Raw genomic sequence first — 25,390 nt, forward strand, 5'->3', positions numbered from 1 at the left:
CTCTTTATTTTAAATTAAAATTCTACAAAAAATTGTTTACTCCTGCCTCATAAATAATTTCTTCGGTAATTTTTTCTAAACTTTCTTTTCCAGAATCAAACCACTTAATCCTGGGGTCCTGTCTAAACCAGGTAAGTTGCCTTTTAGCAAACCTGCGGGTATCCCTTTTAATTATATAAATTGCTTCGTCAAGAGAAATTTTACCTTCTAAGTAAGCCACAATTTCTTTATAGCCAATTGCTTGCATTGCAGTACTTTCTTTAAAGCCCATTTTTAGAAGCATTTCTACTTCCTCAATTAGACCCTTTGCAATCATATTGTCTACCCTTTCATTTATCCGCTGGTATAGTAGCGTTCTTTCCATTGTCAGACCATAATAAAGAAATTGATACTGGGGCTTTAATTGTCGTCCCCTTTCCCAAAAATAACTTAGAGGCTTACCTGTATTCTTAAAAACTTCTAAGGCTCTAATAATCCGCCGTAAATCATTTGGGTGTATTTTAGCTGCAGCCACTGGGTCAACTTTTTCTAATTCCAAATAAAGAGATTGAATTCCATTTGTTTTTGCGTATTCTTCTAATTCTTTACGAAAATTAGGGTCAAAGGAAAAATCAGAAAAATCATAAGGGTCAATTACTGAGCGAATATATAACCCCGTGCCTCCAACTATAATTGGAATTTTTCCTTGGCCATTAATCTTGGTAATTAACCTTTTGGCTTCCCGTTGGAACAAAGCAACACTATAGTTTTCATAAGGTTCTAAAATATCGACTAAATGATGGGTAACCCCCTCCCTTTCTTCTGGTAGAACTTTTGCTGTACCAATATTCATGTATTTATATACTTGCATTGAATCGCCCGAAATAATTTCACCGCTAATTTTTTTAGCAAGTTTAATCCCCAGAGCCGATTTGCCCACCGCCGTAGGTCCAACGATAATAATTAATTTTTCTCTCATATTTGCCCCTCAATAATCCCAAAAGCTATTTCACTATCATTTCCAGCTATAATTTTATCAAAAAAAGGTAAAGTTTTTATTTCTTCTTTCCTACCCTTTACTACTACCCGTTCCCTGGCAATTTCTCGTGCCTTTTTTAAAACGTACTTATTAATATAATCCTTAGCAGCAATCTTTCTAAGCCTCAAAATATGAGCAGATTTTCCTGTGGTATTTTTAAACATTGGATCAAAATAGACTACATCAAAGCTCTTTGGCGGTAAACTAGTTAAATATTCATTAAAGTCACCAAATTCCGCTTTAAGTTTACGCATGGGTATAATTAAATCAGGATCCTCGTCATAAGCTTTCAAGCCTTCGGACGTTAGTACATAAATAATCTTACTTTTTTCTAATCCGACCACTAAACCGTCTTTTATAACATACTGAGCAACAATACCATCCTGTGCAAGACCTAAAGTGCAGTCTAATAAAGACATCCCTGAGGCTAACCCCATAGCTTTTACCATAATATCTTGTTGCCCTTTTTTGATCCCTTTAATTCTAATTTTTGCCATTCCTGGATGAAAATATAACTTTGTCTTATCAGAAAATACAACTTCTAAGCGATTTTTTGTCACAAGTAAAACCGGTAGTCCCCTGGCAACTTCTATTAGGCTTTTTTTATTTCGTTCCACAAATAAAAATCCAAATTTTTCAGCTAATTCTTTTGCTCTTTCAACCTGATAAATATCGGGATTTAAACTGGTGGTAATAATAGCTTCTTCCATTTTCTGATAAACTCCTTTTTAGCGGAAAAACTTTTTGTTTAACTCCGAAATTGGCAACTCAAAAATTGTTGGCCGACCATGGGGACAACTATAAGGATAATTAACGTTGAAAAGCTCCTCTACTAGACGGGTCATTTCACTGTAGGTCAATCTTTCCCCAAACTTAATCGCATTTTTGCAGGCTAAGAGTTTTGTAGCCTTTTCCCGGAAAGTTATTTGTTCTTTTTGCTCTAGTATTTCCAGCAAATACTCTTCTAACACGCCACCCAAATTTTCTTGAGGTAAATCCCCAGGCACTTCTCTGACAATAAATTCCCCAGGGCCAAACGGTTCGATATTTAAGCCTATTTCTCGTAAATTTTGGTAGTTTTCCTCAATAAAGGCAGCAATTTCTGGAGTAGGATTTAACCTAACTGGAAAAGCCAGTACCTGGCTATAAAAAGGATTTAACTTGGTCTGGTATTTTTCATATAAAATTCGCTCATGGGCTGCGTGCTGGTCGATAAATAATAAAGTTTCGTTTTTTTCTACAATAATATATCTTAACGCAAACTGCCCTATTACCTGAAAGAAAGTATTATTTTCATTTAGGCTTGCCTTTGGTTCCTTTTGAAGAGATGCCGATTTTATTAAATTACTTGAAAAAGACACCACTTTTTCTGCAAAACCAATAACCGGTTGGGTATAATTTTTTGTATTGGTTTCATACCCTATATTTATATTTTGCACTTCCTGTTCTTGAGTTGCTTTAGAATTTATGTTAACTAATCTATTTCTAATCACCGTGCGCAAACCCAAATAAATTTTTTGTTCGTCCAAAAACTTAACTTCTAGCTTTTGGGGATGAACATTTACATCCACAAAATTTCCTGGGATATTTACTTCAATGAAGCAAAGAGGTTTTAAGCCTTTAGGTAGTAATCCGTCGTAAGCATCATCCACCGCCTTAGTTAGTATACCACTTTTTACTAGACGTTTATTTACTGCAAAAACCTGTTGTTTTCGGTGAGATTTCCCAATAGGAGGTAATACGACACCTCCTTTCACCTGGTAACCCTCCCCTAAGTCCTCTTCGATGTTAACCACATTGTTTTTTTCTATACCCCAAAACTTCGCCATTAATCCCAGTCGATCATTAATACCTGCAGAACTAAAAACTTTTTTTCCATCAATTACAAGAGTAAACTTTATTTCGGGGTATAATACCGCCATTTTTTCTAACAACTGTTTTATAAGTCCTGCTTCGGTTTGAACAGATTTTAAAAACTTTTTTCGGGGAGGAGTATTAAAAAAAAGGTCAGTAACGGTAATTATAGTGCCATCAGGCATTCCGACTTCTGTTAGGGCCACTATTTTCCCGGCATGGGCCAGGAGTTCCTGCCCGCTGTTTTCTCCCCGGATTTTACTTTTAATCGATAATTTACTAACCGCTGCAATACTATATAATGCTTCTCCGCGAAATCCAAAACTATTTAAATGAAATAAATCATCAAAAGTTTCAATTTTGCTGGTAGCGTGGCGAAGTATAGTCTTCGGTAATTCATTACGGGAAATTCCTACACCGTCATCTTCCACAACAATAGTTTTTAATCCTCCCTCCTCAATATAGACATTAATGTTTTTAGCTTGAGCATCGATGCTATTTTCCAGAAGTTCTTTGACTACAGAATACGGTCGTTCCACCACTTCTCCTGCAGCAATTTTTTTTACTACCTCTTCCGGAAGTATTTTAATTTCCCGCATTTTAAATTTCCCCCAATGCTTTTTGCCGTAAATCAAAAAGTTTATTTAAAGCGTCCAGTGGTGTCATACGTATTAAGTCAAGCTCAATTAATTCTTTTATAATCCCTTGCGGTTCTGGTTTTTCCTCAAAAATTGCTAATTGTATGGGTTTTTCATCTTTTAAGTTTAGCCCCTTATCTTCAAATTTAGCTAAAATTTCATAAGCCCGCTCTACCACTTCCCGGGGCAAGCCGGCGAGTTTCGCTACATAAATTCCATAACTTTTATCGGTTTTACCAGGCACTACTTTATGAAGAAATTTTACCTCCTCCCCTTTTTCCTGGACCAATACTGTGTAATTTTTTACTCCGGGCATTTCTCCTTCTAAGCTGGTTAATTCATGGTAATGGGTTGAAAAGAGAGTTCTCGCCTTAACCTTTTTTTGGATATATTCAATAATTGCTTCTGCAATACTTATCCCATCATAGGTCGAAGTTCCTCGGCCGACCTCATCTAAAAGGATTAAACTTCTTTTAGTCGCATTTCGTAAGATATTGTTACACTCAATCATTTCCACCATAAAAGTACTCTGTCCTTTTGCTAAATCATCCGTTGCCCCAATTCGGGTTAAAATTTTATCCACTAAGCCAACTTTCGCGTATTCAGCAGGAACAAAACTTCCTATTTGCGCAAGAATCACAATTAAGGCAGCTTGCCTCATATAAGTACTTTTACCGGCCATATTGGGCCCAGTAATGAGGAGTAATGAGTTTTCGTTAGTGTCTAAATACAAATCATTGGGAACAAAATTGGCACGCCCAACACTTTTTTCAACCACAGGGTGACGCCCATTTTTGACTTCTAAAACTGGCTCTTCCGTAATAATTGGTTTGGTAAAGTCATACTCAATAGCAGCCACTGCCAACGAAATTAAAAAATCTAAGAATGCTACCGCATTGGCAGCTCGTTTTAAATCCTCATGATATTTTAAAATTTCCGCACGAATCTCACAGAAAAGTTCATATTCCAAATTGGCAAGCTTTTCGCTTGCTCCTAAAATAAGATTTTCATAATGTTTTAATTCCTCGGTAATAAATCGTTCCGCATTGACCATTGTTTGTTTTCTTTGATAATCTTTGGGCACTAAATGTAAATTTGCTTTCGTAACTTCAATAAAGTAACCGAAAACTTTGTTATAACTTACTTTTAAGGATTTTATTCCCGTTTTTTCTCTTTCCTTTTTTTCGTAATTTATTATCCATTCCTGGCCTTCTTCACGTGCTTTTCGGTATTCATCAACACTGGGATTAAAACCAGTTTTAATTACACCCCCATCTTTAGGCGAAACTGGCGGATCATCGATAATACTTTTATCAATTAAATTATATACTTCCAGCATATCGGAAAGATTTTCATAAATTTGGGCAAATAAAACGGATTTAGCTTTAACTTGCTTTAAGCTATTTTTAATCTGCCATATTGGGGGAAGCGACTGTTTGATTTTAATTAAATCCTTTGGACTAACCGTACCACAAACTAACTTTATGGAAAGTCTTTCTAAATCATATAAATTTTTAAGATTTTGCATTAAATTCTCTCTTAATTCATAATCGCTTACTAAAATTTCTACTGCATCTAACCGGTCAATAATTGCTTTTAAACTTAACAGGGGCTTAGTAAGCTCTTCCTTTAATTTACGGGCTCCCATTGCTGTTTGGGTAAAATCAATGATTCCTAATAAGGAATAGCGGTTATCACCGCGGTTTTTGAGAATTTCTAAATTGTTGCGAGTACTCTCATCAAAATATAAATAACTATCGATTTGGTAAAAATCAGGTGAGCCAAAGCTGCTTAAAATAGCAGGTTCAATTCTTTTTAAATAACTTATTAATATTTTATAAGCTTCCTCAGAAGCTCCAGAACCTTTAAAAGGAAGTTCGATTTCTTCCGCTGGCATAGTTTCTAAGTAATTTATGATACCATTAATTTCTTTTAATAAAGTACTATTTTTAAAATTCTTTAATACTACCGCCTCAGCTGGCATAAGTCTACGAATCTCGCTTGCTAAAACATCGATTTTAGCTGAATCAACCGACGTAATTCCCAAATAACCGGTAGAAACCTCAGCTACCGCCAAAGCTATTATTTCATCTTTTTCCGCAAGGGCTATAATATAATTATTAGTCTTCTCCTGGAGGTAAAACTCTTCGGTTACCGTTCCGGGAGTATAGATTTTAGTCACTTCCCGCTTCACGAGTCCCTTTGCTTTTTTGGGATCTTCCACCTGTTCACATATAGCAACTTTATAACCCCGGGATAAGAGTCTGGCAATATATCCTTGAGCCGAATGGTAGGGAACCCCACACATAGGAACCCTTTCTTCTTGCCCGGCGTCACGACCGGTTAAAACAATTTCTAGTTCCCTGGAAGCAATAACCGCATCCTCAAAAAAAAGCTCATAAAAATCGCCCAATCGAAAAAATAAAAGACAATCATTATACTGCTTTTTTATTTCAAGATATTGTTTCATCATTGGCGTAAAGCTCATTTTAAGCTATTTCCCCTTCCAGGTGAAATAATTTTCCTTCAGTGATCTTTACCTTAATTAACCGCCCTATAAATTCTTCACTGCCGCTAAACACTACAAGCTTATTGGTTCGAGTACGTCCAGCTAACTTCGATTCATTAGTTTTGCTTTTACCTTCCACTAATACTTCAAAAATTTTACCTTCTTCCTTTTTATTTAACTCTAAACTAATTGCATTTTGTAACTCAATAAGTTCTTGAATTCTTCGACTTTTTACGTCTTCCGGAACTTGATTTGCCATTTCGGCTGCCGGTGTTCCAGAGCGCTTATTATAGACAAAAGTAAAAGCACTATCATACCGTACCTGTCTCACCAAATCCAAGGTTTGTCTAAAATCATCTTCTGTTTCCCCGGGAAAGCCAACAATAATATCGGTGGTAAAACTTACATTAGCTATTTTCGCTCGAATCTTTTGTACTAAATCTAAATAATATTCCCTGGTATAACCCCGATGCATGGCCTTTAAAATCCGGTTTGAACCAGCTTGTACTGGAAGATGAATATGCTCACATATCTTTTCTGAAGAAGCCATGACATCTATAACATCATCGGTTAAATCTCGAGGGTGAGAAGTAGTAAAACGAACCCGCCAGAGTCCTTCAATCTTGTCAATATCCGCAAGCAATTCGGCAAACATTGGTTTACCGGTTAAATCTTTACCATAGGAATTAACGTTTTGTCCAAGTAAAGTTACTTCCCTATAACCCTCTAAAACCAATTGCCGTATTTCTTCAATAATATCTTCCTTTTTTCGGCTTCTTTCCCGGCCGCGGACATAAGGAACAATACAGTAAGTGCAAAAATTATTACAGCCATACATTATCGTAACCCAAGCTCGTACCCCCGGTTCTCTTTTTACCGGAACCCCTTCCACAATTTGGCCTTCCGATTGCCACACTTCCAAAACCCTTTCGTGTTTTTCAAAAACTTTCTCCAGAATTTTAGGAAGTTCCGGCAAATTGTGGGTACCAAACACAAAATCCAAATGAGGAAATCTTGCCATTAACTGTTTGGCAACCTTTTCTTGTTGCGGAATACAACCTCCAACTCCTATCACCAAATCTGGATTTTCCCGTTTTAATTTTCTAAGCTCGCCTATCTTAGTAAAAACTTTATTTTCTGCAGTTTCCCGAACGCTACAGGTATTTATGATAATTAAATCGGCTGTTTTTTCTTCAGAACTAGGAACAAAGCCTAAGCTTTCTAAGATTCCTGCAATGGTTTCTGAATCATGAACGTTCATTTGGCAACCATGGGTTATTATATAGTATTTTTTTACCATTTTTTGCTGCCTCCATTCTACTTTTTCTCATAAAAAGTATATCAAAGGAAAATCCTAAAATAAAGGTAATCTCATGAAAGGAGAGATTGGATGAGTGACCTGCAGGAAGAGTATATAACCACAGCCCTAAGTGAAGGTATCCGCAATTTAGAATTAACCTTCCGTATTTATCAGAGTCTTATTGCCATAAAATCGGAAAAAGTGGTAAAAGAGGCAGCCCTTAAAGGCCTTGAGGGAAAGCAAAAACAAATTAAAGACCTTTTGGAAATTGCTAATGCTTATAACTTTAAAGTAAAGCGAGGGATAGAATGGAACTAAAAGACCTTTTAATAATTGCCTTAGACGCCGAAAGAAAAAATTACCTTTTTTTTGCTGAACAGACGATTAAAGTAAGACATCCCGAACTCAGAAGTCTTTTTTCCGAGTTACAAGCGGAAACCTTACGCCAAATTTTTCTCCTGGAAACTTTAGTAGAAGAAAAACTAGCGACACCGCCAGTGGTTAGAAAATTAATTGCCCTTTTTAGAAAATAAATATTTCCAATAATAAACTAAAGCTGTGACTTCTACTAATGCAAAGATATTCAAAATAAAACTATAACTATATTTCCAGTTTAAATGTCGATATACTTTAAAAAGCTGAGCTAAGCTTTCCACACCAGTAAATAGCAATGAAATAACAGGAATATATAACCAAAGCCATTTAATACTCGGTTTAAAACCCCAGTAAATAATTCCTAATAAAAATCCACTTAAGAGGTAAAATAGCGGTAAGTTATAAAACTGAGGTTTTCCATAAAAAACATAAAGTTTTAATTTAACTGCCGCCGTATCTACCATGAACATTAACAGCAAGGCAAAAATTCCCGGTAATATATTAATTTTTTGGCGTTTTCTTAAAAATATTATTATTAAAAGTAAGTTAAACAAAAAATAGATATACCAAAACATTACTACCTCCGGAAATGAGGGATTTTAATGAAGGTTGCGATAATTGGTGCCGGAGTTGCAGGACTTGCCACTGCCTACCAATTAGATAAATACAAAATTCCTTATGTAGTCTTTGAACGCCGTTATCAATCCGGGGATCCAACGCCTCATGTTGCAGCAAATTTGGAAATAATTAACCGCCCCATTAAAGATATTGTTAGCTATTTTCAAGCAAAACATGGTTTACCTCTTGTACCCCATAGAAAAATAACAAAAATATTAATGCTTTCTCCCAAAAATAAGGCAGTAGTTCACGGGAATTATCTCGGTTATTTTTGGTTAAGGGGACATCTTAAAAATTCTTTAGAAAATCAAATGTTATCCCAAATAAAAGGGGAAGTAAGATTTAAATCCCCTGTTGACCCCGAAGACTTAAAACATCAATTCTCCCACGTAGTAGTTGCTAGTGGTACTCCTCAAATCGCTCGTTCTTATGGTATTTTTCATAAATTATTTGACGGCTGGGTAATTGGCTCAAACGTTTCTGGAAATTTTGACCCGGAAGAATTAATAATGTGGATTGATACCGATTATGCTAAAAACGGGTATGCCTATTTAACTCCTTTTAATTCAAAAAATGCCTCTTTATGCCTTGTGGTTAAAGATATTTCGGAAAATCAGCTAGATTTTTACTGGAAGGTACTTTGGCAAAAAGAAAAGCTACCCTATAAGATTATTGAAACATTTACGGTAAACCATATTGTAGGTTACCTCACGACAAACCAATTAGGTAACATTTACTTTACAGGAGGAGCTGGGGGGTTAATTGAGCCATTTTTAGGTTTTGGAATTTTTTATGCTATCATATCTGGACTATTAGCCGCTAAAGCAATTAAAGAAAATATTTCATTTAATGAACTCTTAGAACCTATTAGGCAAGCAGTACGTCAATCTGATACACTTCGAGCTGGAATTAATAAACTTAATAATGATATGCTTGATTATGTTGTTCAGTTAATAGCCTTTGGGCCAGTAAACTTTCTTTTTTATCATACCCCAGTTGACGTGGTTAAAATCTTAAGCAAAATTTTAAAGAAAGCGGGGTTAACCCGGTGAAGGTAGCAATTTTAGGAGGAGGTTTTTCTGGATTAATAACCGCTTATTTATTAGAACAGCAAAATATTGATTATACCCTTTTTGAAGAAAAAAGAATTATGGGCAAAAGCTTTTCCTATCCAGCCCTTATGCTAAAAAAGGATTATAAAAAACTTCCGCAAGAAATTAAAAACCTTTTAGAAAGACCCGTTGATATCAATAAACATTTTTATGCTATCTGGCACGGAAATGTCGGTCCGGGAATAGAAAATCGTATTTTTTCTAAATTAACACCTGCAAAAATAAAACTATTCTCAAAACCCGATGTTTTTACTTTAAAAACCAAATTTGATTTAGTAATTAATGCCACCGGTAATCCCCTAAATGCGCGTAAATTAGGGTTATGGCAAGACTCTGGTAGCATGCAGCTTCGGACAGGATTTTATACGATCGTTGGCAAAGCACCAAAAAGTTTTTTTAAAACTCTTTCCGGTAATCACCAGGGTTTTGTTTTTAATTTACCCTTCGACCAAAAAAGCGGAGTCTTAATTTTAGGAGTTGCCGGAATAACCGCCAAAGCCGTTCCGTTTTATTGGGATTTATTAATTGTAAAAGAAAGCTTAAACGTTCATTTTATTGAAATAAGTGACTGGGCTCAAAATTTTGGCACAGCAAAACCTATGAATTATCACAATATATTTTTTGTAGGATCATCAGTAATTTCTTCCCCAAAATGGTACCGCAATGATTATTTTGCTATAACTTCAGTCCTGAAGGCATTAAAATCGATATTATAATTTTTTTCCTTTGGGTAAGGAGATAATAAGCAATAAAACAAAAGGAACTAGAATTGAAAAAATTAAAGTGAAATAGGTTAACTCTCCCAAATAGCTAAAGTATTCTCCTAAATTTTTAAAACCATAAATAGCTGAGATTAAAGCCCAAACTCCAATAGGCAGTGAATTAATTTTTATTTTTTTTATATCCATTAGAGCTTTAAGAATTTCTGTTAAACTCAAATACAAGAAAGTTAATTTTAATACACCCCCAATCGCCCAAACTCCAAGCATCACACTATCAAGATGCTTTAAAAAATCAGCAATGTTTACTATCCTTACCATTTCCAAAGCAACTAACTCCATTTTAGCCGTAGTTTTTACACCAAACACCGCAATCCCTAATACCCCACCAAAGAGGGCAATTGATATGATAAAATAACCTAAAACTAAAAGACGAAATAACTTTTCAGGCTTTTCATATAAGTTCACCGCAAAAAACCATAACAATAAAGTATCGCCAAAAAAATTGATTATTTCAATACTTCCTTTTATTGCCGGTTTAATACCTTTTGCTAAAAATGGTTTAAAGTAACCAAAGTCAGCTTTAAATAGGGCATATCCTGCAACAATAACCAGGGCAAGAATCCCTAGCGGGGCTAAAATTTCAGTTGCTTTAGCCATAGTCTCAGTTCCGGAAAATAAGCCGTATAAGACGGTAATCTGCATAAGAATACCAATCATAAAAAGTGGAGTTTCAGGTAGAAAAACCCGGATTAATTCCATAAATTCTCTTAAAACAGTGATAATTAAAATAAAATAAAGATACCAATATAATCCAAGAATAATTTTACCGATTATTCCTTTTTTTATCAGGTAACTTGTGAGGTTATCAGGATATATTTTATTTGCTATATTGGAATAAATCCAGGCTAAAAAAATACTAAAAATAAAAGCCAAGATTATAGAAATCCAAGCATCGGGTCCCGCTTCTTTAGCAATTATGCTGGGTAAAAAAATATCAACTACCGATAAAATCAAGGTAAATTGTATATATATTAATTGCAGTCCAGTAATTTTCATTTTAACTCCCTCCTGGCATATTTTAACCAGATCCAGGAGGATTTTTGCATTTTTACGTCGAAATTTGGATAACGAGGTGATTTTAATGCCTGAACCAGTGCAAATTAAAGGTACCCCTAAAGGCCTACTGGTAATGCTAAATAGTCAAGATTTTTCATTGTTAAAATCCTCATTAATTGAAAAAATGGAAAAAGCTAAAGGCTTTTTTCGAGGAGCAAAGTTTACAATAATACCTGGTCAAAATATAAGTTTAACCTCTGCTGAAAAAGATGAATTGGAAACAATCTGTAGCCAGTACGGTTTAATTTTAGAACAAGAGCCATTAACCCTTCCAATTGATAAAACCAGAGATATGTTAAAAGCTATGCTAAATTCCATTGAAGCAGTCGAAGGAAAGGAATGCGAAATATTAGTTAGGAATTTTCGTAATGGCCAAACTTATCATAGTGAGAAATCTTTGTTAATTTTCGGAGATGTAAATCCAGGAGCTGAAATTTCAGCCCAAGGTAACATTATCGTTTGGGGAAGCCTACGAGGTATAGCCCATGCAGGATACCCGGATAATGAAAAAGCCCAGGTTATAGCTCTAAACCTGGTGCCAGCACAAATTCGCATCGGTAAATATTTCACCCGAGCCCAAGACTCCCCGGGTAATCGTCCCTATCCCGAAAAAGCAATTGTAGAAGAAGGGCATGTAATCATCGAGAAATATTAACAAAATTTAAAAACCAGAAAAGTCCTATTATAGTTTTAGCATCTTTGATTTTGTCAGTAAGCAAAAGCTCTTCTATTTTACCAATCTCCACAAAGACATTTTTGACTATCTCATCCTCGTCCGGACGAGGATTTTTTTTATTTAAATCAAAAGCTAGAAAAAGATGCATAATTTCATTGGAAAAGCCCGGAGTAGTATAAAAAGTTTTTAAATGTTTAAGAGTTTTAGCTTCAAAACCGGTTTCTTCAAAGAGTTCTCTTTTAGCGGTAAGTTCCGGTGCCTCGTTTTTTTCTAATTTTCCGGCTGGTAGTTCTAAAAGGCTTTCCCTTACAGGATAACGATATTGTTCAACAAAGATAATCTTATCGCCAAAGACTGGAATGATTGTAACTGCTCCAGGATGGAATACCACTTCCCGGTTAGAAATCTTGCCGTTTTCTAAAAGCACCTCATCTTTCACAAGCGTTAAAATATTCCCTTGAAATATACATTTGGAAGAAATGGTTTTTTCCATATAATTCCTCCCTATTTTATAAGCTTTAACACTACAATCGAGGCAAGTTGAACTAAATCCTCAATTTCCAAATAAAGACGCGCTCGCGCATCAAATAATATATTGGCATTTGCTGCAAACTCTTCATCTTCTGCCCAAAAAACAATAAAAAGTTCAATCTTAGGTAAAATTTTAAGTTGAAAAGACACATCTCCTTTATCAGAAAACTTTGCACCCAAAGCCTTGGCCTTTTGAGCAAGTTTTTCCGGTTCCTTTCCATAAACTTTTACTAAGAGATTAGTTGTTCTTTTCCTAAAAGGTTCTAAATATAATAAGCCGTCCTTTAATTCGGAAAAACCTACCCACTTTCCTAAAGGGGGTAAATCAATTGCCGTAGTCAAATAATGTAATACTAAAATTTTTTCCTGTAAAGATAGTTCTTGAAAAAAATCAGCATCTGGCCAATTTACTTTTACCATATCATTAAAATAAGGTAAAATAATTTGGTTTTGCAGTAAAATAGCTCCTGCATTTTGAGCCATAAGTTTAGGATCGAGTTCGGCAAACTTTTGTTTAGCAAATTCCAGTGTCCGGTCTAACTGATATGGTGTACCCATTCTCCCCCCGCCCCTGTTTTTTCTTTAATTATAACATAATACCTCAATAAATAAAAAAACCACCTCCTGGTGGTTAAATAGCCCTTACTTTTCTAGCCACGTCCGTTTGTTTCTTTTTTTGTGAAATATAGCTCATTCCCATTTCTTCCTCAATATCCATGATTTTAACAAGGAGATTTAATCTTTCTTCCTTCCCCGCATAAAGCCAGTTATCTAAGAGCCTGGTTCTGAGGGTTTTTAGTTTATCAGATTTTTTCATTAGACTGCACCTCTCTGTGAAAGTCTTCACTTTTTCTTTTTCTATTAGACATTTTAACTAAAATTCCTGCCAAATTGGTTAAATTTTTTTAAATATTTTATTAATTTAAAATAAAGTTGTTTAATGTACCAGGTGTTTTAAAGCAGGATTTTTTATGATAATAGCGTATATTAAAAATTTATGGGATAAATTTGTTTTATAACTTGTCGCAGGAAGGAATGGTAAATATGGCAGCACCTACCGTTGGCATAGCTAGAACCTTAAATTACTACGCCTATTTTCCTTTTTGGAGCGGTTATTTTGATACTTTGGGCCTTAAAACCATCCTCTCCCCTCCTACTACTAAAGAAATATTAGACCAAGGGGTTAAAGATGCTTTAGCAGAAGCATGTCTTCCTATTAAACTTTTTTTTGGTCATATAGCCAGTTTAAAAAAGAAAGTAGATTATCTTTTCATTCCCCGAATAGTAAATTTAAATAAAAAAACAGTTTATTGCCCTAAATTTCTTGGACTGCCAGATATGATTAAATATTCATATGATGACCTTCCACCAATTATCGATATTCGAGTGGATAACAGAACTTTTCATGACGGTTTATTAATAGCTTCCTTAAAATTAGCAACTAAATTAGGTTTTTCCAAGTTAAAAGGCGTAAAAGCTTATCAAGAAGGCTTAAAGCGACAACAACTCTATGAAAACCTTTTAGCCAAAGGTTATTTACCAATAAACGAAGTAAATGTAAAAAAACCCAAACATTTTTCGGTTAAGTCACCTTTTAAAATCGCCCTTTTAGGTTACCCCTACCTGGTATATGATAATTATATCAATTTCAAGGTTCTTGAATTTTTTAATCAAAACGAAGTTCAAATTTTAACCGCCGAACAAGTACCTTTAGCAGTTAGAAAGCAATACGCTCCTTTTACCAACAAAAAGCGTGTCTTCTGGACTTTTAGTGACCGAGTTTTAAGTAGTTTTCAATATTATCTTAAAAACGTCCCAGATTTAAAGGGCATAATTCATTTAACCGCTTTTGGTTGTGGTCCGGATTTTATAGTGGACCGGATTATGGAAATAGATGCTGGAGAAAGACAAATTCCTTATTTAACCCTTACAATTGATGAACATACCGGAGAAGCTGGATTATTAACTCGGGTTGAAGCTTTTCTCGATATGATAAAACGTAAAACCCGTTCCGAGGTGAGCCAATGAAAACTCTAAGAATAACTTTTCCTTACATGGGAAACTATGTCCACGCTTTTCGGGGATTATTAGAAGACCTTGGTTATGAAGTAGTCATGCCTGTAAAACCGTCAAAACGTACTCTGGACTTAGGAGTTAAATACGCCCCGGAATTTTCCTGTCTCCCTTACAAAATTGTTCTTGGTACTTATCTTGAGACATTACCCAAGGGAGTAGACCGTATTGTTACCAGTGGAGGAGTGGGACCTTGTCGTGCAGGCTTGTATGCAAGCTTACATGAAAAAATTTTGAAAAAATTGGGCTACCAGTTTGAAATGATTGTTTTAGAACCTCCTTTGGTCGATTTAAAGGGTTTTTATAAAACTGTACAACACTTAAATTATAAAAATTATTCATTATGGTATATTTATAAAACTATTAAAAGAAACTGGCGAAAAATAAAAGCTTTAGATACCGTAGAGCAAAAAGCTTTATTTTTAAGACCCCGGGAGCTTACTAAAGGAAGTGTCTCGGCTAGATACAAAGAAGTTTTACAGTATATTATAAATGCCTATTCCGAAAAAGAAATTGCAGAAGCCGAATATGAAGCCTTAAAAGAATTAGAAAAAGTTCCGGTAGATTTAAATAGATTAGTCGTTAAAGTTGGCATGGTAGGCGAAATTTACGTTTTATTGGAACCCAGCAGTAACTTTGAAATTGAAGAAACCATTGGCCATTTAGGAGCAGAAGTAAAACGTTCCATGTTTTTAACCGGCTGGACTCGGGACAACACGATGCCAGGAAAAAGCGAAGATTTATTAAGTGTCAAGGATGCAGCAAAACCTTATCTACCGGAATTAATTGGCGGTCACGGACAAGATTCTATTGGAAATGCCATTCTTTATATTAAACAAGGGTTTGATGGATTAATCCAGCTTGCTCCTTTTACTTGCATTCCTGAAATTGTAGCCCGGACAATTTTGACCAGGATTAGTCAGGAAAATAACTTTCCCATCTTAACCTTTTTCTTAGATGAACAAACGGGGAAAGCCGGTATGGAAACTCGTTTAGAAGCTTTTATTGACCTTTTAAAAAGAAAAAAACTCCACAAATTAGAAAAAGCTGAAAAGGGAGGCAAATTAAATGGAACTTTATCTTGGAATTGACGTTGGTTCGGTTAGTACCAATCTTGTTTTAATAGACGAAGACAACAATGTTTATGAAAGCTTATATCTAAGAACCAAAGGGCAACCTATCCAGGTAATAAAGGAAGGAATGCAGCTCCTTAAGGAAAAATATGAAGATAAAGTAACCATTAAAGGAGTAGGTACCACCGGTAGCGGTCGCTATTTAGCTGGAGTTATTGTCGGTGCCGATATCATAAAAAATGAGATTACCGCCCATGCCATAGCTACCACTACTTTTGTCCCCGAGGTTCAAACAATAATTGAAATAGGAGGACAAGATTCAAAAATAATTATTATTCGGGACGGTGTTGTAACTGATTTTGCAATGAATACTGTTTGTGCTGCCGGAACCGGTTCCTTTTTAGATCAACAGGCTTCGCGTTTAAATATTCCTATTGAAAAGTTTGGAGATTTAGCCTTAAAATCCACCGTTTCCGTGCGCATTGCCGGCCGCTGCACTGTTTTTGCCGAATCGGATATGATCCATAAACAGCAATTAGGATATAAAATTGAAGACATTATCAATGGCTTATGTGAAGCCTTAGTAAGAAACTATTTAAACAACGTTGGCAAAAACAAAGAAATCTTACCCCCTATTGTCTTTCAGGGCGGTGTTGCTGCCAACCGGGGAATCCGAGAGGCTTTCGCCAGGGCGTTAGGACAGGATATTATAGTTCCAAAACATTTTAATGTTATGGGAGCAATTGGTGCCGCAATTTTAGCTCGTGAAGCCACCAACGGTCAAAAGACAAACTTTAAAGGTTTTATGGTCGCCGATTTTAACTATGAAACCCGTAGTTTTGAATGTAACCACTGCCCAAACCACTGTGAAATTGCGGAAATTTCCGAAGAAGGCAAGGTTATTGGCCGTTGGGGAGGCCGTTGTCCCCGCTGGGAGGTAATTTAGGTAAGATCACCATAAAATTAGCCCCTCCTTCAGGATTATTTTGGGCGTAAATCTTCCCTCCGTGAGCTTCCACAATTGATTTAGTTATTGCCAATCCCAGCCCGAAGCCCTTGCTACTTCGGGCTTTATCTACTTTATAAAACCTTTCAAATATTTTTCCTAAATCCTTCTCCGGGATTCCAGGACCTGTATCAGAGGTAATTATTTGAAAATCTTTTTCCCTTTCGAGAACTGCTAATTTTACCTTACCCCCGGAAGGGGTATACTTTAAGGCATTGCTTAAAAGATTTTCTATTACTCGAAATAGTTTATTTCTATCACCTATAACTTTTCCTTCTCTTACTCTTATTTCGAGCTCGAGATTAATTCCTTTTTCGGAAAATTGATTTTTAAAGGTATTGATGCACTCCTCGGCAAATTCGGCTAAATCAATGTTTTCTAATTTTAACTTCTCTCTTCCCTCTTCAATGCTGGCTAAATCCAAAAGTTCATTAGCCATAGTTTTTAGTCTTTCCGCTTCTATAAGAATATTTTTTAAATATTCTTCACTTATTTTCGCATCATCTGCCATTCCATCCAGAAGAGCCTCGGTGTATCCCTGGATAATTGTTAAAGGAGTTCGCAACTCATGAGAAACATTAGCCAAAAATTCCCGACGATTTTGCTCTCTTTTTTGATAAGCATCAATATATTTTTCTAATTGAGCAGCCATTTGATTTATAGTTTGAGCTATATCTCCCAACTCATCCTTACCTTGATAGGATATACGGTGGCTAAAATCTTTGTTTGCAATTTTTTGCGCCGCAGTTTTTATTTGAATAAGAGGTTTGGTAATTGAGATCGATAACCAGAAGGCCAGTATTGTAGCCAAAATAACCCCAATAATTGTAGATAAAATATTAATTTTTATCAACTCAAAAAAGTTACCACTAATTTCCCTAACCGGTGCTTGCAGTAATATTGCAAATAATACCCGCCCTTGAAACACCACCGGCACACCTGTAAATAAAACATCCTGTTTTAATAATTTGCTTTCTACTCTAACCGCTACCTTTTTTCCCGCTAGTAAATTTTTAACCAACTCCTGAGGAATCATATCTGCTGCCCACATCTGGCAACTGCTCCTGGGAATACCCTCGCGCCCACTACAAATTAAGATTCTCCCTTGAGGATCCACCAGTGATATATTGGCATTTAAATAGCTTCCCATGATTTCCATTTGATGGTATATTTTCCCTAAATCTCGTTCGGCTACCACATACTCGCTTAGTTTTTCACCAGCCCGAAACAAACTTTCTTGCTGCTGAGCAAAATACTTTTGTCCCATATAAATAGTGGTTGCCCATAAAATAGAGCTGGTGGCTGCGACCACCAGCAATACTAAAGCCAGCCAGAATTTTAGCTTTAGAGAATTAGTCACTATTTTTCACCTCAAACTTATACCCTACTCCCCAGACAGTTTTAATATACGAAGCTGCATCTTTTAGTTTTTCCCTTAAGCGGGTTATGTGAGTATCTACTGTTCGCGCCTCACCAAAATAATCATAGCCCCAAACATTGGTCAAAAGCTGTTCCCGGGAAAGTGCTTTTCCGCGATTGTTAACCAAATATAGTAGGAGCTCAAATTCTAATGGAGTTACCAATATTTCCTCCCCGTTAACTCTTATTTCCCGGGCCTCGGGATAAATTTCTAAAATCCCAAACTTGAGGGCTGAATTTGGCTCCATTTCAGGGTTAGTAATTGTTCGTCTTAGTACCGCTTTAATTCTGGCAATTACTTCCCTGGGACTGAAGGGTTTAACCACATAATCATCTGCCCCCAGTTCTAATCCTAAAATTTTATCAATTTCCTCTCCCCGGGCAGTTAACATGATGATTGGAACCATGGATTTTTTACGTATTTCTTTTGCTACCTCCATACCATCAAGTCCCGGAAGCATCAAGTCAAGAATAATTAAGTCTACATTGCTCTCGGAAAAGCGTTTTAAAGCCACTTCTCCATCCTGAGCTTCGATAACTGTAAACCCTTCTTTTTCTAGGTAAAGTTTTAATACATTCCGGATTTTTTCTTCATCATCAACCAGCAAAATTTTTTTCATTGCCATCCTCCCGTAAAATTCTACTTTTCTTTCATTATAGCATAAAAAAAACCTCGCGAAAGCGAGTTAGGCAAACAGGATAATATTTAAATGTGCTTTAGATTTTTGTTTATTTTATCAAATCATAAATAAAATTTCTAGCTAAAAATTCCTGTTTTTAGTTTTTCCAATTTACCATCCACCTGTTTTTTTCATTAAGACTAAAAGTCTATAACATTTTGGTAATGATTTAGCAAAAAACCCTTTGCCGTTCGCTCTATCCCAATTAAATCTACTCGAGGTTGTAAATGATAAAGATAATTTTGGTGAATGTAAACTTTAATTGCTTTTTTTAAAGCAGCTTTTTTTTTCTTACTTACCGTTTCCGATGGTGTACCATAAGAAATATCCGAACGATATCTTACCTCAATAAATACCAAAAACTCTCCCTCTTGGGCAATGATATCTATTTCCCCACCGCGAATTTGATAATTTCTGTTGAGAATTTGATAACCTTTTCTTTCCAAATACTGTTCGGCTAACTCTTCCCACTTTTGACCTAACTCTCTTCGATTCATTTTTCCCTCCAAAATGTAATAAACGGAAAGCCAAAAGGCTTTCCGTTTACTTAATAAACAATTTGGCCGCTTCCTGGGCTATTTTTGCCAACGGAGTTGGGTAAAATCCCAGGATAATGGTAGCAACCATTGTAATGATCAATGTAAAATAAATTGAATTTGAGAGTGGTATTGGAGTTTTATCTTCCGGTTCATCCCGAAACACCACTAATACTACCCGCAAATAATAATACACTGATACCATACTCATAACTAACGCCAGCAAAGCAAGCCAGCCCCAGTTCTTAATTATCGGGAAGAATAAATAAAACTTTCCGGCAAACCCTGCTAGTGGTGGTATCCCAGCCATAGAAAGGAGCGAAACAACTAAGACCGCTGCCATAATCGGTGAACGTTGGGCAAGGCCAGCAAATTCCCGAATTTCTTCTTTTCCTGTTACATTTTCATAAACCGTTACAACCGTAAAAGCCCCAATAGTGGCTATAAGATAGACAGCTAAATAAAACATCATTGCTTTAATACCGGCAAAATCTACAGCTAAAAAACCCACCAAAATATACCCTGCCTGAGCAATACTTGAATAGGCAAGCATGCGCTTTAAATTAGTCTGTGGAATCGCTACCAAGTTTCCAACCACCATGGTAAGAGCAGCCAGGGTTGCCAAAAGTCCAACCCAATGTTCCCGTATTCCAGGGAATGCTAAGTAGAAAAACCGTATGAAGATAGCAAAGGATGCTGCTTTAGACCCAGTTGCTAAAAAGGCAGTAACAGGGGTTGGAGCTCCTTGATAAACGTCCGGTGCCCACATATGAAAAGGTACTGCAGAAATTTTAAAGGCAAATCCAGCCAGTACCAAAACCATCCCCAAAACAAAGGCTGGGGTTACACCATTAGTTTTAACCATTAAGGCAATATCAGCTATGTTTAGAGTTTTGGTGAGACCGTAGAAAAGGGACAAACCATAAAGCAGAACTGCTGACGATACTCCCGCCAAAATGAGATATTTAATTCCCGCTTCAGCCCCAATAGCCGAGTCTCGTTTGTAGGAAGCGAGAATTATAAAGGAAATAGTCATAAGCTCAAGGCCAAGGTATAGCGTCAGGAAATCAGTAGCGGACACCAAAACCATCATACCTAAAACTGTGAATACAGCAAAGACGAAAAACTCACTGTAATATCCTATTTTTTCCATATACCTTGGGGCAATGGCTGTTACAAACACCCCGGATAATAAGGCTAAGGCCTTAAAAAACAGGGAAACTTTATCAACCTGATACATGCCTTCAATGGCCATTCCCGTATATTTCCAGGCAACAGGCATATACAGCAAAATACCTAAAAGTCCAATAGTCGATAAATAACCGATACCTTTTTGTAAATTCCGGGGGGTAATTAACGCTAACACAAAGAGAAGTATTCCCAGTGATAAAACTAAAATTTCAGGAACAAGTAAGAGATAATTTATATTAACGCTCATTTAAAACTTCCCCCCTATCGCCATTGTTGCACCTAACTTGGCCAGGATAGGAGCGACTCCGCTATTAACCATATCCATGATTAAAAACGGTAGCACGCCACCAGCTATTAAGACAAAACCTAAAACCACCAAAGGAACAAGTTCTGCACCCCGAATATCCTTCAGGTGGTCATATTCTTCCCGCCGCGGACCAAATAAGGAATACGCCAGCGCCCGCAACACGTAGAGGGCAGTGATAATAACCCCAGCGATAGCAATTACTGCAAGAACCTTGGGAACAATTACATCACTTTTCCATATACCAACAAACACTGTAAATTCAGGAACAAAGCTAATTAATCCCGGAAGGCCAAGAGATGCCATCCCAGCCATTACAAGACCTATTGCTAATTTCGGAGTTTGATGAGCAAGCCCGCCTAAATCTGGAATATAACGGGTATGAGTTTTTTCATAAACAAATCCAATCATCGAAAAGAATAAAGCTGCCATTACACCATGGGCAAACATGTTAGCAACTGCTCCGTTAATCCCAATAATATTGAGGGAAGCAATACCTAAAAGCACGTACCCCATATGGCTAACCGAGGAATAACCAACCACATACTTCAAATCTTTTTGGGCCAAAGCCACTAAAGCTGCGTAGGCAACGTTTATAGTAGCAAGAATAGCAATAATTGGTGCCCAGTATTTTGCCCCATCCGGAAGTAAGAAAAGCCCAATTCTAATTAAGCCGTAGCCACCAATCTTTTTTAAGACCCCAGCGTGGATCATCGAAACCGCCGTTGGTGCCCCAGCATAACCGTCTGGAGACCAGGAGTGGAACGGCCACATCGAAAGAAGCGAACCAAAACCAAACAGTAAAAAGGGGAAAATAGTGATTTGAAACTCTTTGGGAAAGACCACCTTTGATAGAGCCTCAATATTCATTGTTGGGTAGCCCAACAGGTCGATGCTCTTCACATAAAGGGAAATTAAACCAAAGAGCAAGAACGCACTACCAATTAATAAGTAAATGGTAAGTTTCATACCAGCGTATTCTTTTGTAACCCTTTTTGAACTTCCCCAGATTACTACCATAATATAAATTGGTATAACCACTACTTCATAGAATAATAAGAATATAAACAGGTCTTGGGCAATGAAAGTACCCATTACCCCAGTTATCAGAAGTAAAAATAGTATAAAGAAGTCTTTGGGACGATTATTGACGTTCCACGATGCAAAAATTGCTGCAAAGCCCAAAAGATTAGTTAATACTAGCATCGGCAAGCTTAAGCCGTCAACGCCCAAGTAATACTGTACCCCTAAATCAGGAATCCAGTTGTATTTTTCCACAAACTGAAAACCACCTTTGGCAATATCATAACCAAAGAACGCATAAAGGGATAAGGATAGTGAAATAAACATAGCAAAAGCCGCAACAGCTTTAATGGTTTTATGCTCGTCTTTGGGAATAAAAGCTATTACCAGAGCACCAATTACCGGGGCAAAAAGCGTCGTTGTTAATAACGGGAAATGCATTATTTACCACCTCCTAAAAATAGCGATGCATAGGAGGCATCACCAAAGGCAAAATAAAGGGTAATTACCAAAATCGCCAGGAAAATAACTAAGGCATAATTCTGGAGGCTTCCGGTAGTGGTAAAACGTAACACTGCTCCAGACCCCCGGGTTAAAGCACCAATACCATTAACAATTCCATCCACAATATATAGGTCAAACCAGTATAAAAGCTTGCCTAAGCCATCTACAACCATTTGGTTAAACCATAAATAAATTTCGTCAATGTAATACTTGTTATAGGAAAGTTTATAAAGTATTCCGGCTCTCTCAGCCACTTTATCAGGATCAATAGCTTTTTTCAGATACATCAGGTAAGCAAGACAAATACCAGCCAAGGCCACCAAAACTGAAACTCCCATTAAGATGTAGTCCGGTTCTGCATGGTGATATTCACCCATTCTGACCCAGTAACCAAACCCTCTTTCCAACCAGGGAAGACCAACCCAGCCACCAACGATGGAAAAGAAAGCCAGAACAATTAAAGGTAGACGCATATTCCAAGGAGCCTCATGAGGATGATTTTCCGGTTTCTCGGGCCCAAAAAAAGCCGTGAAAACTTGCCTGAACATGTAAAAGGCCGTTAAAAAGGCAGTTATTAGGGCTAACCAGAATAAAGGTGTGTAAATACCTGGAGCTTCGTGGGCTGCTTCCTTAACTACCAGCAAAATTTCATCTTTACTCCAAAAACCAGCAAAAGGTGGTATGCCAGCTATAGCTAAGGCTCCAATAACAAAGGTCCAGGTAGTCCAGGGCATTTTCTTGTAAAGACCACCCATTTCGTGGATATGTGCCTTATCGTGTAAAGCATGGAGCACGGAACCTGCTCCTAAAAACATTAAAGCTTTAAAGTAAGCATGGGTCATCAGGTGGAACATTGAAGCTGTTAAGCTAGCTGCCCCTAACGCTAACATCATATAACCCAGCTGACTTATGGTTGAATAAGCTAAGATTCGTTTCATTTCCGTTTGGGTCAGAGCGATAGTTGCTGCAAAGAAAGCAGTAAATCCACCAATTATTGCTACCACATGCATAGCTGTGGGCACAGCTTTAAAGAGGAAGAGAATCCGACCTACCAGATAAACCCCTGCCACAACCATAGTTGCAGCGTGAATTAATGCACTGACCGGGGTAGGGCCTTCCATAGCATCGGGAAGCCACACATGTAAGGGAAACTGTCCGGACTTTCCGATAGGCCCTAAAAATAATACCACTAAAACTAAGGTTAAAGTTCCAGCGGAAACATAATCTTGAAAGTGAGCTGCTTTTTCGGCAAGTTCATTGATGTTTAAAGTTCCAAATATAATTTGTAAAGACAAAAGTCCAATCAATAAACCAAAGTCCCCAACCCGGGTTGTAATAAAAGCCTTTTTTGCAGCTTCCCGGGCAGAATCTTTATAAAACCAAAAACCAATTAACAAATAGGAACAAAGGCCAACTAGTTCCCAGAACACAAACATCTGTAATAAATTACTCGAAAGAACAAGCCCTAACATTGAAGCGGCAAATAAGGAAAGATAAGCATAAAAACTTGAAAAGCCCGGATCTCCTTCCATATAGCCCAGAGAATAAATTTGCACCAATGACGCCACTAAAGTTACCACCCACAGCATCATTGCCGAAGTCGGGTCCAGCATTATTCCAACATCTATCCTAAGCCCAGGCATTGAAAACCAACGGGTAGAATAAATCATCGATTTTTCAATAAGTTCCGGTTGCGTATAAACTCCATAAACTACTGCTAAAGCTAAAACAAAGGAGGTTAGAATCATTAATATGGAAAAAGTCGAACTTGCTTTGGGCCAGGGCCAGAGTAAAATGGCAATAACCGCAAACGATAATGCTGGGAGGAGTGGAATCAACCACGCGTTGTGCATTGCAAACTCTACCATATTTTCACCTACCCTCTAAAAGGCTACCATTTTAAGAAATTAAAATCATCTAAAGATATAGTTTCTTTATTTCTGTACATTGAGATGATTATACCAAGACCAACTCCTACTTCTGCTGCAGCTACGGCAATAACAAAAAGCGCCATGAGCTGTCCGTAAAAACCGTCAACACCAATATATTTATTGATAGCAATTAAATTTAAATTTACGGCATTTAACATAATTTCAGTAGATACCAGCACAGCAATGGCATTTTTCTTGGAAAGAACTCCAAATAAACCAATAGTAAATAACACAGCACTTAAAAGCATGTAATGAGTTAAAGTAATCATTTCTGCGGCTTCACCTCCAGAGCCAAGATAATGGCACCAATTAAGGCCACTAATAGTAAAATCGCCGCAACCTCAAAAGGAATAACAAATTTTCCAAACATCAAATCAGCAATTTTATTAATAGCCATTGGATCCACCTGGGGATGATCGGCTAAGTTCCATGGAGTTTTAACTAACACCCAGGACAATCCTAGAAAAATTAAAAGGCTTAATATTGCTCCGGGGACGGTTTGACGGTTAAAAAGATTAGTTTCATGCAAATCACTTCTCTTAGTTAACATAACCGCAAAAACAACCATAATTGAGACTGCACCAGCATAAACCACCAGCTGTACCCCTGCCAGAAAACCGGCATCAAGCATAAGGTAGGTTACGGCCATTAACACAAAGGTCGCTGCTAAAAACAAAACACTGTGAACAATATTTCTCATAAACACAACCCCAAGGGCCGAAAAAATCAGTAAAAAAGCTATTACCGCAAAGCTTATTAACTCACCACTAAACATTCTCGCTCCCCTCCCCAGTTGTTAACTCTTCTTTTTTAAAAAGAGTTAACTTTACATCTTCTAATTTATACTTTGCTAATTCGTACTCCTGATTAAAAACGATGGCATTAGTGGGACAAGCTTCAACACAAAGGCCACAAAAAAGACAGTATTTCATTTCCATTTCATAGGAAGCAAGTTTTCGCTTATTATTTTCGTCTTTAACGCTTCCTACTTTTATTACTTTATTTGGGCAAGCCTGCTGGCATAACCCGCAAGCAATACATTTCTCGCTGTGGAGGGTGAACGAGCCATGAAACCTTGAAGGTAGAGTTTCTCTTTGTTCTGGATATTGTAAAGTTACTGGTTTCTTCCATAATTCCTTAAAAGTAATTGCTAGCCCCTTTAACAATCCAGTTCCATTCAT

At 36.8% G+C, this 25,390-nt stretch carries 27 protein-coding genes; 8 read left to right on the forward strand and 19 right to left on the reverse strand.

All coding sequences use genetic code 11. The annotated features are described in order from the left end of the window. Positions 1–22 precede the first annotated feature (22 nt). The 5 genes from miaA to miaB are packed head-to-tail and all read right to left on the reverse strand — an operon-like array spanning position 23 to position 7,319. Positions 23–958, reverse strand: a complete 936-nt coding sequence (gene miaA, locus cpu_RS11055; RefSeq protein ID WP_075860030.1) for a tRNA (adenosine(37)-N6)-dimethylallyltransferase MiaA — start codon at positions 956–958, stop codon at positions 23–25. Further along, positions 955–1,728, reverse strand: a complete 774-nt coding sequence (locus cpu_RS11060) for a class I SAM-dependent methyltransferase (RefSeq protein ID WP_075860031.1) — start codon at positions 1,726–1,728, stop codon at positions 955–957. Before cpu_RS11060 ends, miaA begins: the two co-directional genes overlap by 4 nt. 18 nt (positions 1,729–1,746) lie before the next feature. Next, a complete protein-coding gene (gene mutL / locus cpu_RS11065) occupies positions 1,747–3,471 on the reverse strand; it encodes a DNA mismatch repair endonuclease MutL (RefSeq protein WP_075860032.1) in 1,725 nt (574 codons plus the stop codon). A gap of 1 nt (position 3,472) precedes the next feature. Next, on the reverse strand, positions 3,473–5,998 hold the full coding sequence (gene mutS, locus cpu_RS11070; protein WP_075860033.1) for a DNA mismatch repair protein MutS: 2,526 nt from the start codon (positions 5,996–5,998) through the stop codon (positions 3,473–3,475). A gap of 1 nt (position 5,999) precedes the next feature. After that, positions 6,000–7,319, reverse strand: a complete 1,320-nt coding sequence (miaB, locus tag cpu_RS11075) for a tRNA (N6-isopentenyl adenosine(37)-C2)-methylthiotransferase MiaB (protein WP_075860034.1) — start codon at positions 7,317–7,319, stop codon at positions 6,000–6,002. 90 nt (positions 7,320–7,409) lie between these two features. Between miaB and cpu_RS11080 the strand changes: the two genes are divergently transcribed. Continuing rightward, on the forward strand, positions 7,410–7,637 hold the full coding sequence (locus cpu_RS11080; RefSeq protein ID WP_075860035.1) for a hypothetical protein: 228 nt from the start codon (positions 7,410–7,412) through the stop codon (positions 7,635–7,637). Next, a complete protein-coding gene (locus tag cpu_RS11085) occupies positions 7,628–7,852 on the forward strand; it encodes a hypothetical protein (RefSeq protein ID WP_075860036.1) in 225 nt (74 codons plus the stop codon). The genes cpu_RS11080 and cpu_RS11085 overlap by 10 nt, the downstream gene beginning before the upstream one ends. On the opposite strand, the gene cpu_RS11090 is transcribed toward cpu_RS11085, so the two are convergent. After that, positions 7,829–8,269 carry a hypothetical protein gene (locus tag cpu_RS11090; RefSeq protein WP_075860037.1) on the reverse strand — a complete coding sequence of 147 codons (441 nt, stop codon included), beginning with the start codon at positions 8,267–8,269 and terminating at the stop codon, positions 7,829–7,831. The two genes, cpu_RS11085 and cpu_RS11090, sit on opposite strands and share 24 nt — an antisense overlap. Positions 8,270–8,296: 27 nt before the next feature. On the opposite strand from cpu_RS11090, the gene cpu_RS11095 reads away from it, so the two are divergent. Together cpu_RS11095 and cpu_RS11100 are read left to right on the forward strand one after the other, a co-directional pair. Continuing rightward, positions 8,297–9,364, forward strand: coding sequence for an NAD(P)/FAD-dependent oxidoreductase (locus cpu_RS11095; protein WP_075860038.1), 1,068 nt, complete (start codon positions 8,297–8,299; stop codon positions 9,362–9,364). Then, complete coding sequence (locus tag cpu_RS11100) at positions 9,361–10,140, forward strand: NAD(P)-binding protein (protein WP_075860039.1); 780 nt, start codon at positions 9,361–9,363, stop codon at positions 10,138–10,140. Before cpu_RS11095 ends, cpu_RS11100 begins: the two co-directional genes overlap by 4 nt. On the opposite strand, the gene cpu_RS11105 is transcribed toward cpu_RS11100, so the two are convergent. Next, the gene (locus tag cpu_RS11105; protein ID WP_075860040.1) at positions 10,135–11,202 is read right to left on the reverse strand and encodes a GerAB/ArcD/ProY family transporter; all 1,068 of its coding nucleotides are present in this window, start codon (positions 11,200–11,202) and stop codon (positions 10,135–10,137) included. The genes cpu_RS11100 and cpu_RS11105 overlap by 6 nt on opposite strands. Positions 11,203–11,287: 85 nt before the next feature. Between cpu_RS11105 and cpu_RS11110 the strand changes: the two genes are divergently transcribed. Continuing rightward, a complete protein-coding gene (locus tag cpu_RS11110) occupies positions 11,288–11,917 on the forward strand; it encodes a septum site-determining protein MinC (protein ID WP_159434007.1) in 630 nt (209 codons plus the stop codon). On the opposite strand, the gene cpu_RS11115 is transcribed toward cpu_RS11110, so the two are convergent. From cpu_RS11115 to cpu_RS11125, 3 genes are all read right to left on the reverse strand, one after another. Then, entirely contained in the window at positions 11,901–12,431 is a 531-nt protein-coding gene (locus cpu_RS11115; protein WP_075860042.1) for an NUDIX domain-containing protein, read from the reverse strand. The genes cpu_RS11110 and cpu_RS11115 overlap by 17 nt on opposite strands. Positions 12,432–12,442: 11 nt before the next feature. Then, positions 12,443–13,027 (reverse strand): DUF3786 domain-containing protein, encoded by a 585-nt coding sequence (locus tag cpu_RS11120; RefSeq protein WP_075860043.1) that lies wholly within the window; start codon positions 13,025–13,027, stop codon positions 12,443–12,445. 73 nt (positions 13,028–13,100) lie between these two features. After that, positions 13,101–13,286 (reverse strand): hypothetical protein, encoded by a 186-nt coding sequence (locus cpu_RS11125; RefSeq protein ID WP_075860044.1) that lies wholly within the window; start codon positions 13,284–13,286, stop codon positions 13,101–13,103. A 218-nt stretch (positions 13,287–13,504) separates the two neighbouring features. Here cpu_RS11125 and cpu_RS11130 point away from each other — a divergent pair, with 218 nt between their 5' ends. Genes cpu_RS11130 through cpu_RS11140 form a run of 3 tightly spaced genes read left to right on the forward strand, consistent with a single transcriptional unit; the run spans position 13,505 to position 16,561 of the window. Continuing rightward, positions 13,505–14,497: an acyl-CoA dehydratase activase-related protein gene (locus tag cpu_RS11130; protein WP_077177322.1), complete on the forward strand. Its 993-nt coding sequence runs from the start codon at positions 13,505–13,507 to the stop codon at positions 14,495–14,497. Next, positions 14,494–15,633 carry an acyl-CoA dehydratase activase-related protein gene (locus cpu_RS11135; protein WP_075860045.1) on the forward strand — a complete coding sequence of 380 codons (1,140 nt, stop codon included), beginning with the start codon at positions 14,494–14,496 and terminating at the stop codon, positions 15,631–15,633. The genes cpu_RS11130 and cpu_RS11135 overlap by 4 nt, the downstream gene beginning before the upstream one ends. After that, positions 15,611–16,561, forward strand: coding sequence for an acyl-CoA dehydratase activase (locus cpu_RS11140; protein WP_075860046.1), 951 nt, complete (start codon positions 15,611–15,613; stop codon positions 16,559–16,561). Before cpu_RS11135 ends, cpu_RS11140 begins: the two co-directional genes overlap by 23 nt. Here the strand turns inward: cpu_RS11140 and cpu_RS11145 are convergent. From cpu_RS11145 to cpu_RS11185, 9 genes are all read right to left on the reverse strand, one after another. Then, positions 16,515–17,981, reverse strand: coding sequence for a sensor histidine kinase (locus tag cpu_RS11145; protein ID WP_075860047.1), 1,467 nt, complete (start codon positions 17,979–17,981; stop codon positions 16,515–16,517). The two genes, cpu_RS11140 and cpu_RS11145, sit on opposite strands and share 47 nt — an antisense overlap. Continuing rightward, positions 17,974–18,660 carry a response regulator transcription factor gene (locus tag cpu_RS11150; RefSeq protein WP_075860048.1) on the reverse strand — a complete coding sequence of 229 codons (687 nt, stop codon included), beginning with the start codon at positions 18,658–18,660 and terminating at the stop codon, positions 17,974–17,976. The genes cpu_RS11145 and cpu_RS11150 overlap by 8 nt, the downstream gene beginning before the upstream one ends. A 200-nt stretch (positions 18,661–18,860) precedes the next feature. Next, positions 18,861–19,217, reverse strand: coding sequence for a YraN family protein (locus tag cpu_RS11155; RefSeq protein WP_075860049.1), 357 nt, complete (start codon positions 19,215–19,217; stop codon positions 18,861–18,863). Between the two features lie 46 nt (positions 19,218–19,263). After that, positions 19,264–20,694 carry an NADH-quinone oxidoreductase subunit N gene (locus cpu_RS11160; RefSeq protein WP_075860050.1) on the reverse strand — a complete coding sequence of 477 codons (1,431 nt, stop codon included), beginning with the start codon at positions 20,692–20,694 and terminating at the stop codon, positions 19,264–19,266. Next, positions 20,695–22,215: a complex I subunit 4 family protein gene (locus cpu_RS11165; protein ID WP_075860051.1), complete on the reverse strand. Its 1,521-nt coding sequence runs from the start codon at positions 22,213–22,215 to the stop codon at positions 20,695–20,697. After that, complete coding sequence (nuoL, locus tag cpu_RS11170) at positions 22,215–24,146, reverse strand: NADH-quinone oxidoreductase subunit L (protein WP_075860052.1); 1,932 nt, start codon at positions 24,144–24,146, stop codon at positions 22,215–22,217. The genes cpu_RS11165 and nuoL overlap by 1 nt, the downstream gene beginning before the upstream one ends. Positions 24,147–24,169: 23 nt before the next feature. Next, complete coding sequence (gene nuoK, locus cpu_RS11175) at positions 24,170–24,478, reverse strand: NADH-quinone oxidoreductase subunit NuoK (protein WP_075860053.1); 309 nt, start codon at positions 24,476–24,478, stop codon at positions 24,170–24,172. Then, positions 24,475–24,984: an NADH-quinone oxidoreductase subunit J family protein gene (locus cpu_RS11180; RefSeq protein WP_075860054.1), complete on the reverse strand. Its 510-nt coding sequence runs from the start codon at positions 24,982–24,984 to the stop codon at positions 24,475–24,477. Before cpu_RS11180 ends, nuoK begins: the two co-directional genes overlap by 4 nt. Continuing rightward, on the reverse strand, positions 24,977–25,390 hold the full coding sequence (locus cpu_RS11185; RefSeq protein WP_075860055.1) for a NuoI/complex I 23 kDa subunit family protein: 414 nt from the start codon (positions 25,388–25,390) through the stop codon (positions 24,977–24,979). Before cpu_RS11185 ends, cpu_RS11180 begins: the two co-directional genes overlap by 8 nt.

The organism is Carboxydothermus pertinax (assembly GCF_001950255.1).
Taxonomy (GTDB): domain Bacteria; phylum Bacillota; class Z-2901; order Carboxydothermales; family Carboxydothermaceae; genus Carboxydothermus; species Carboxydothermus pertinax.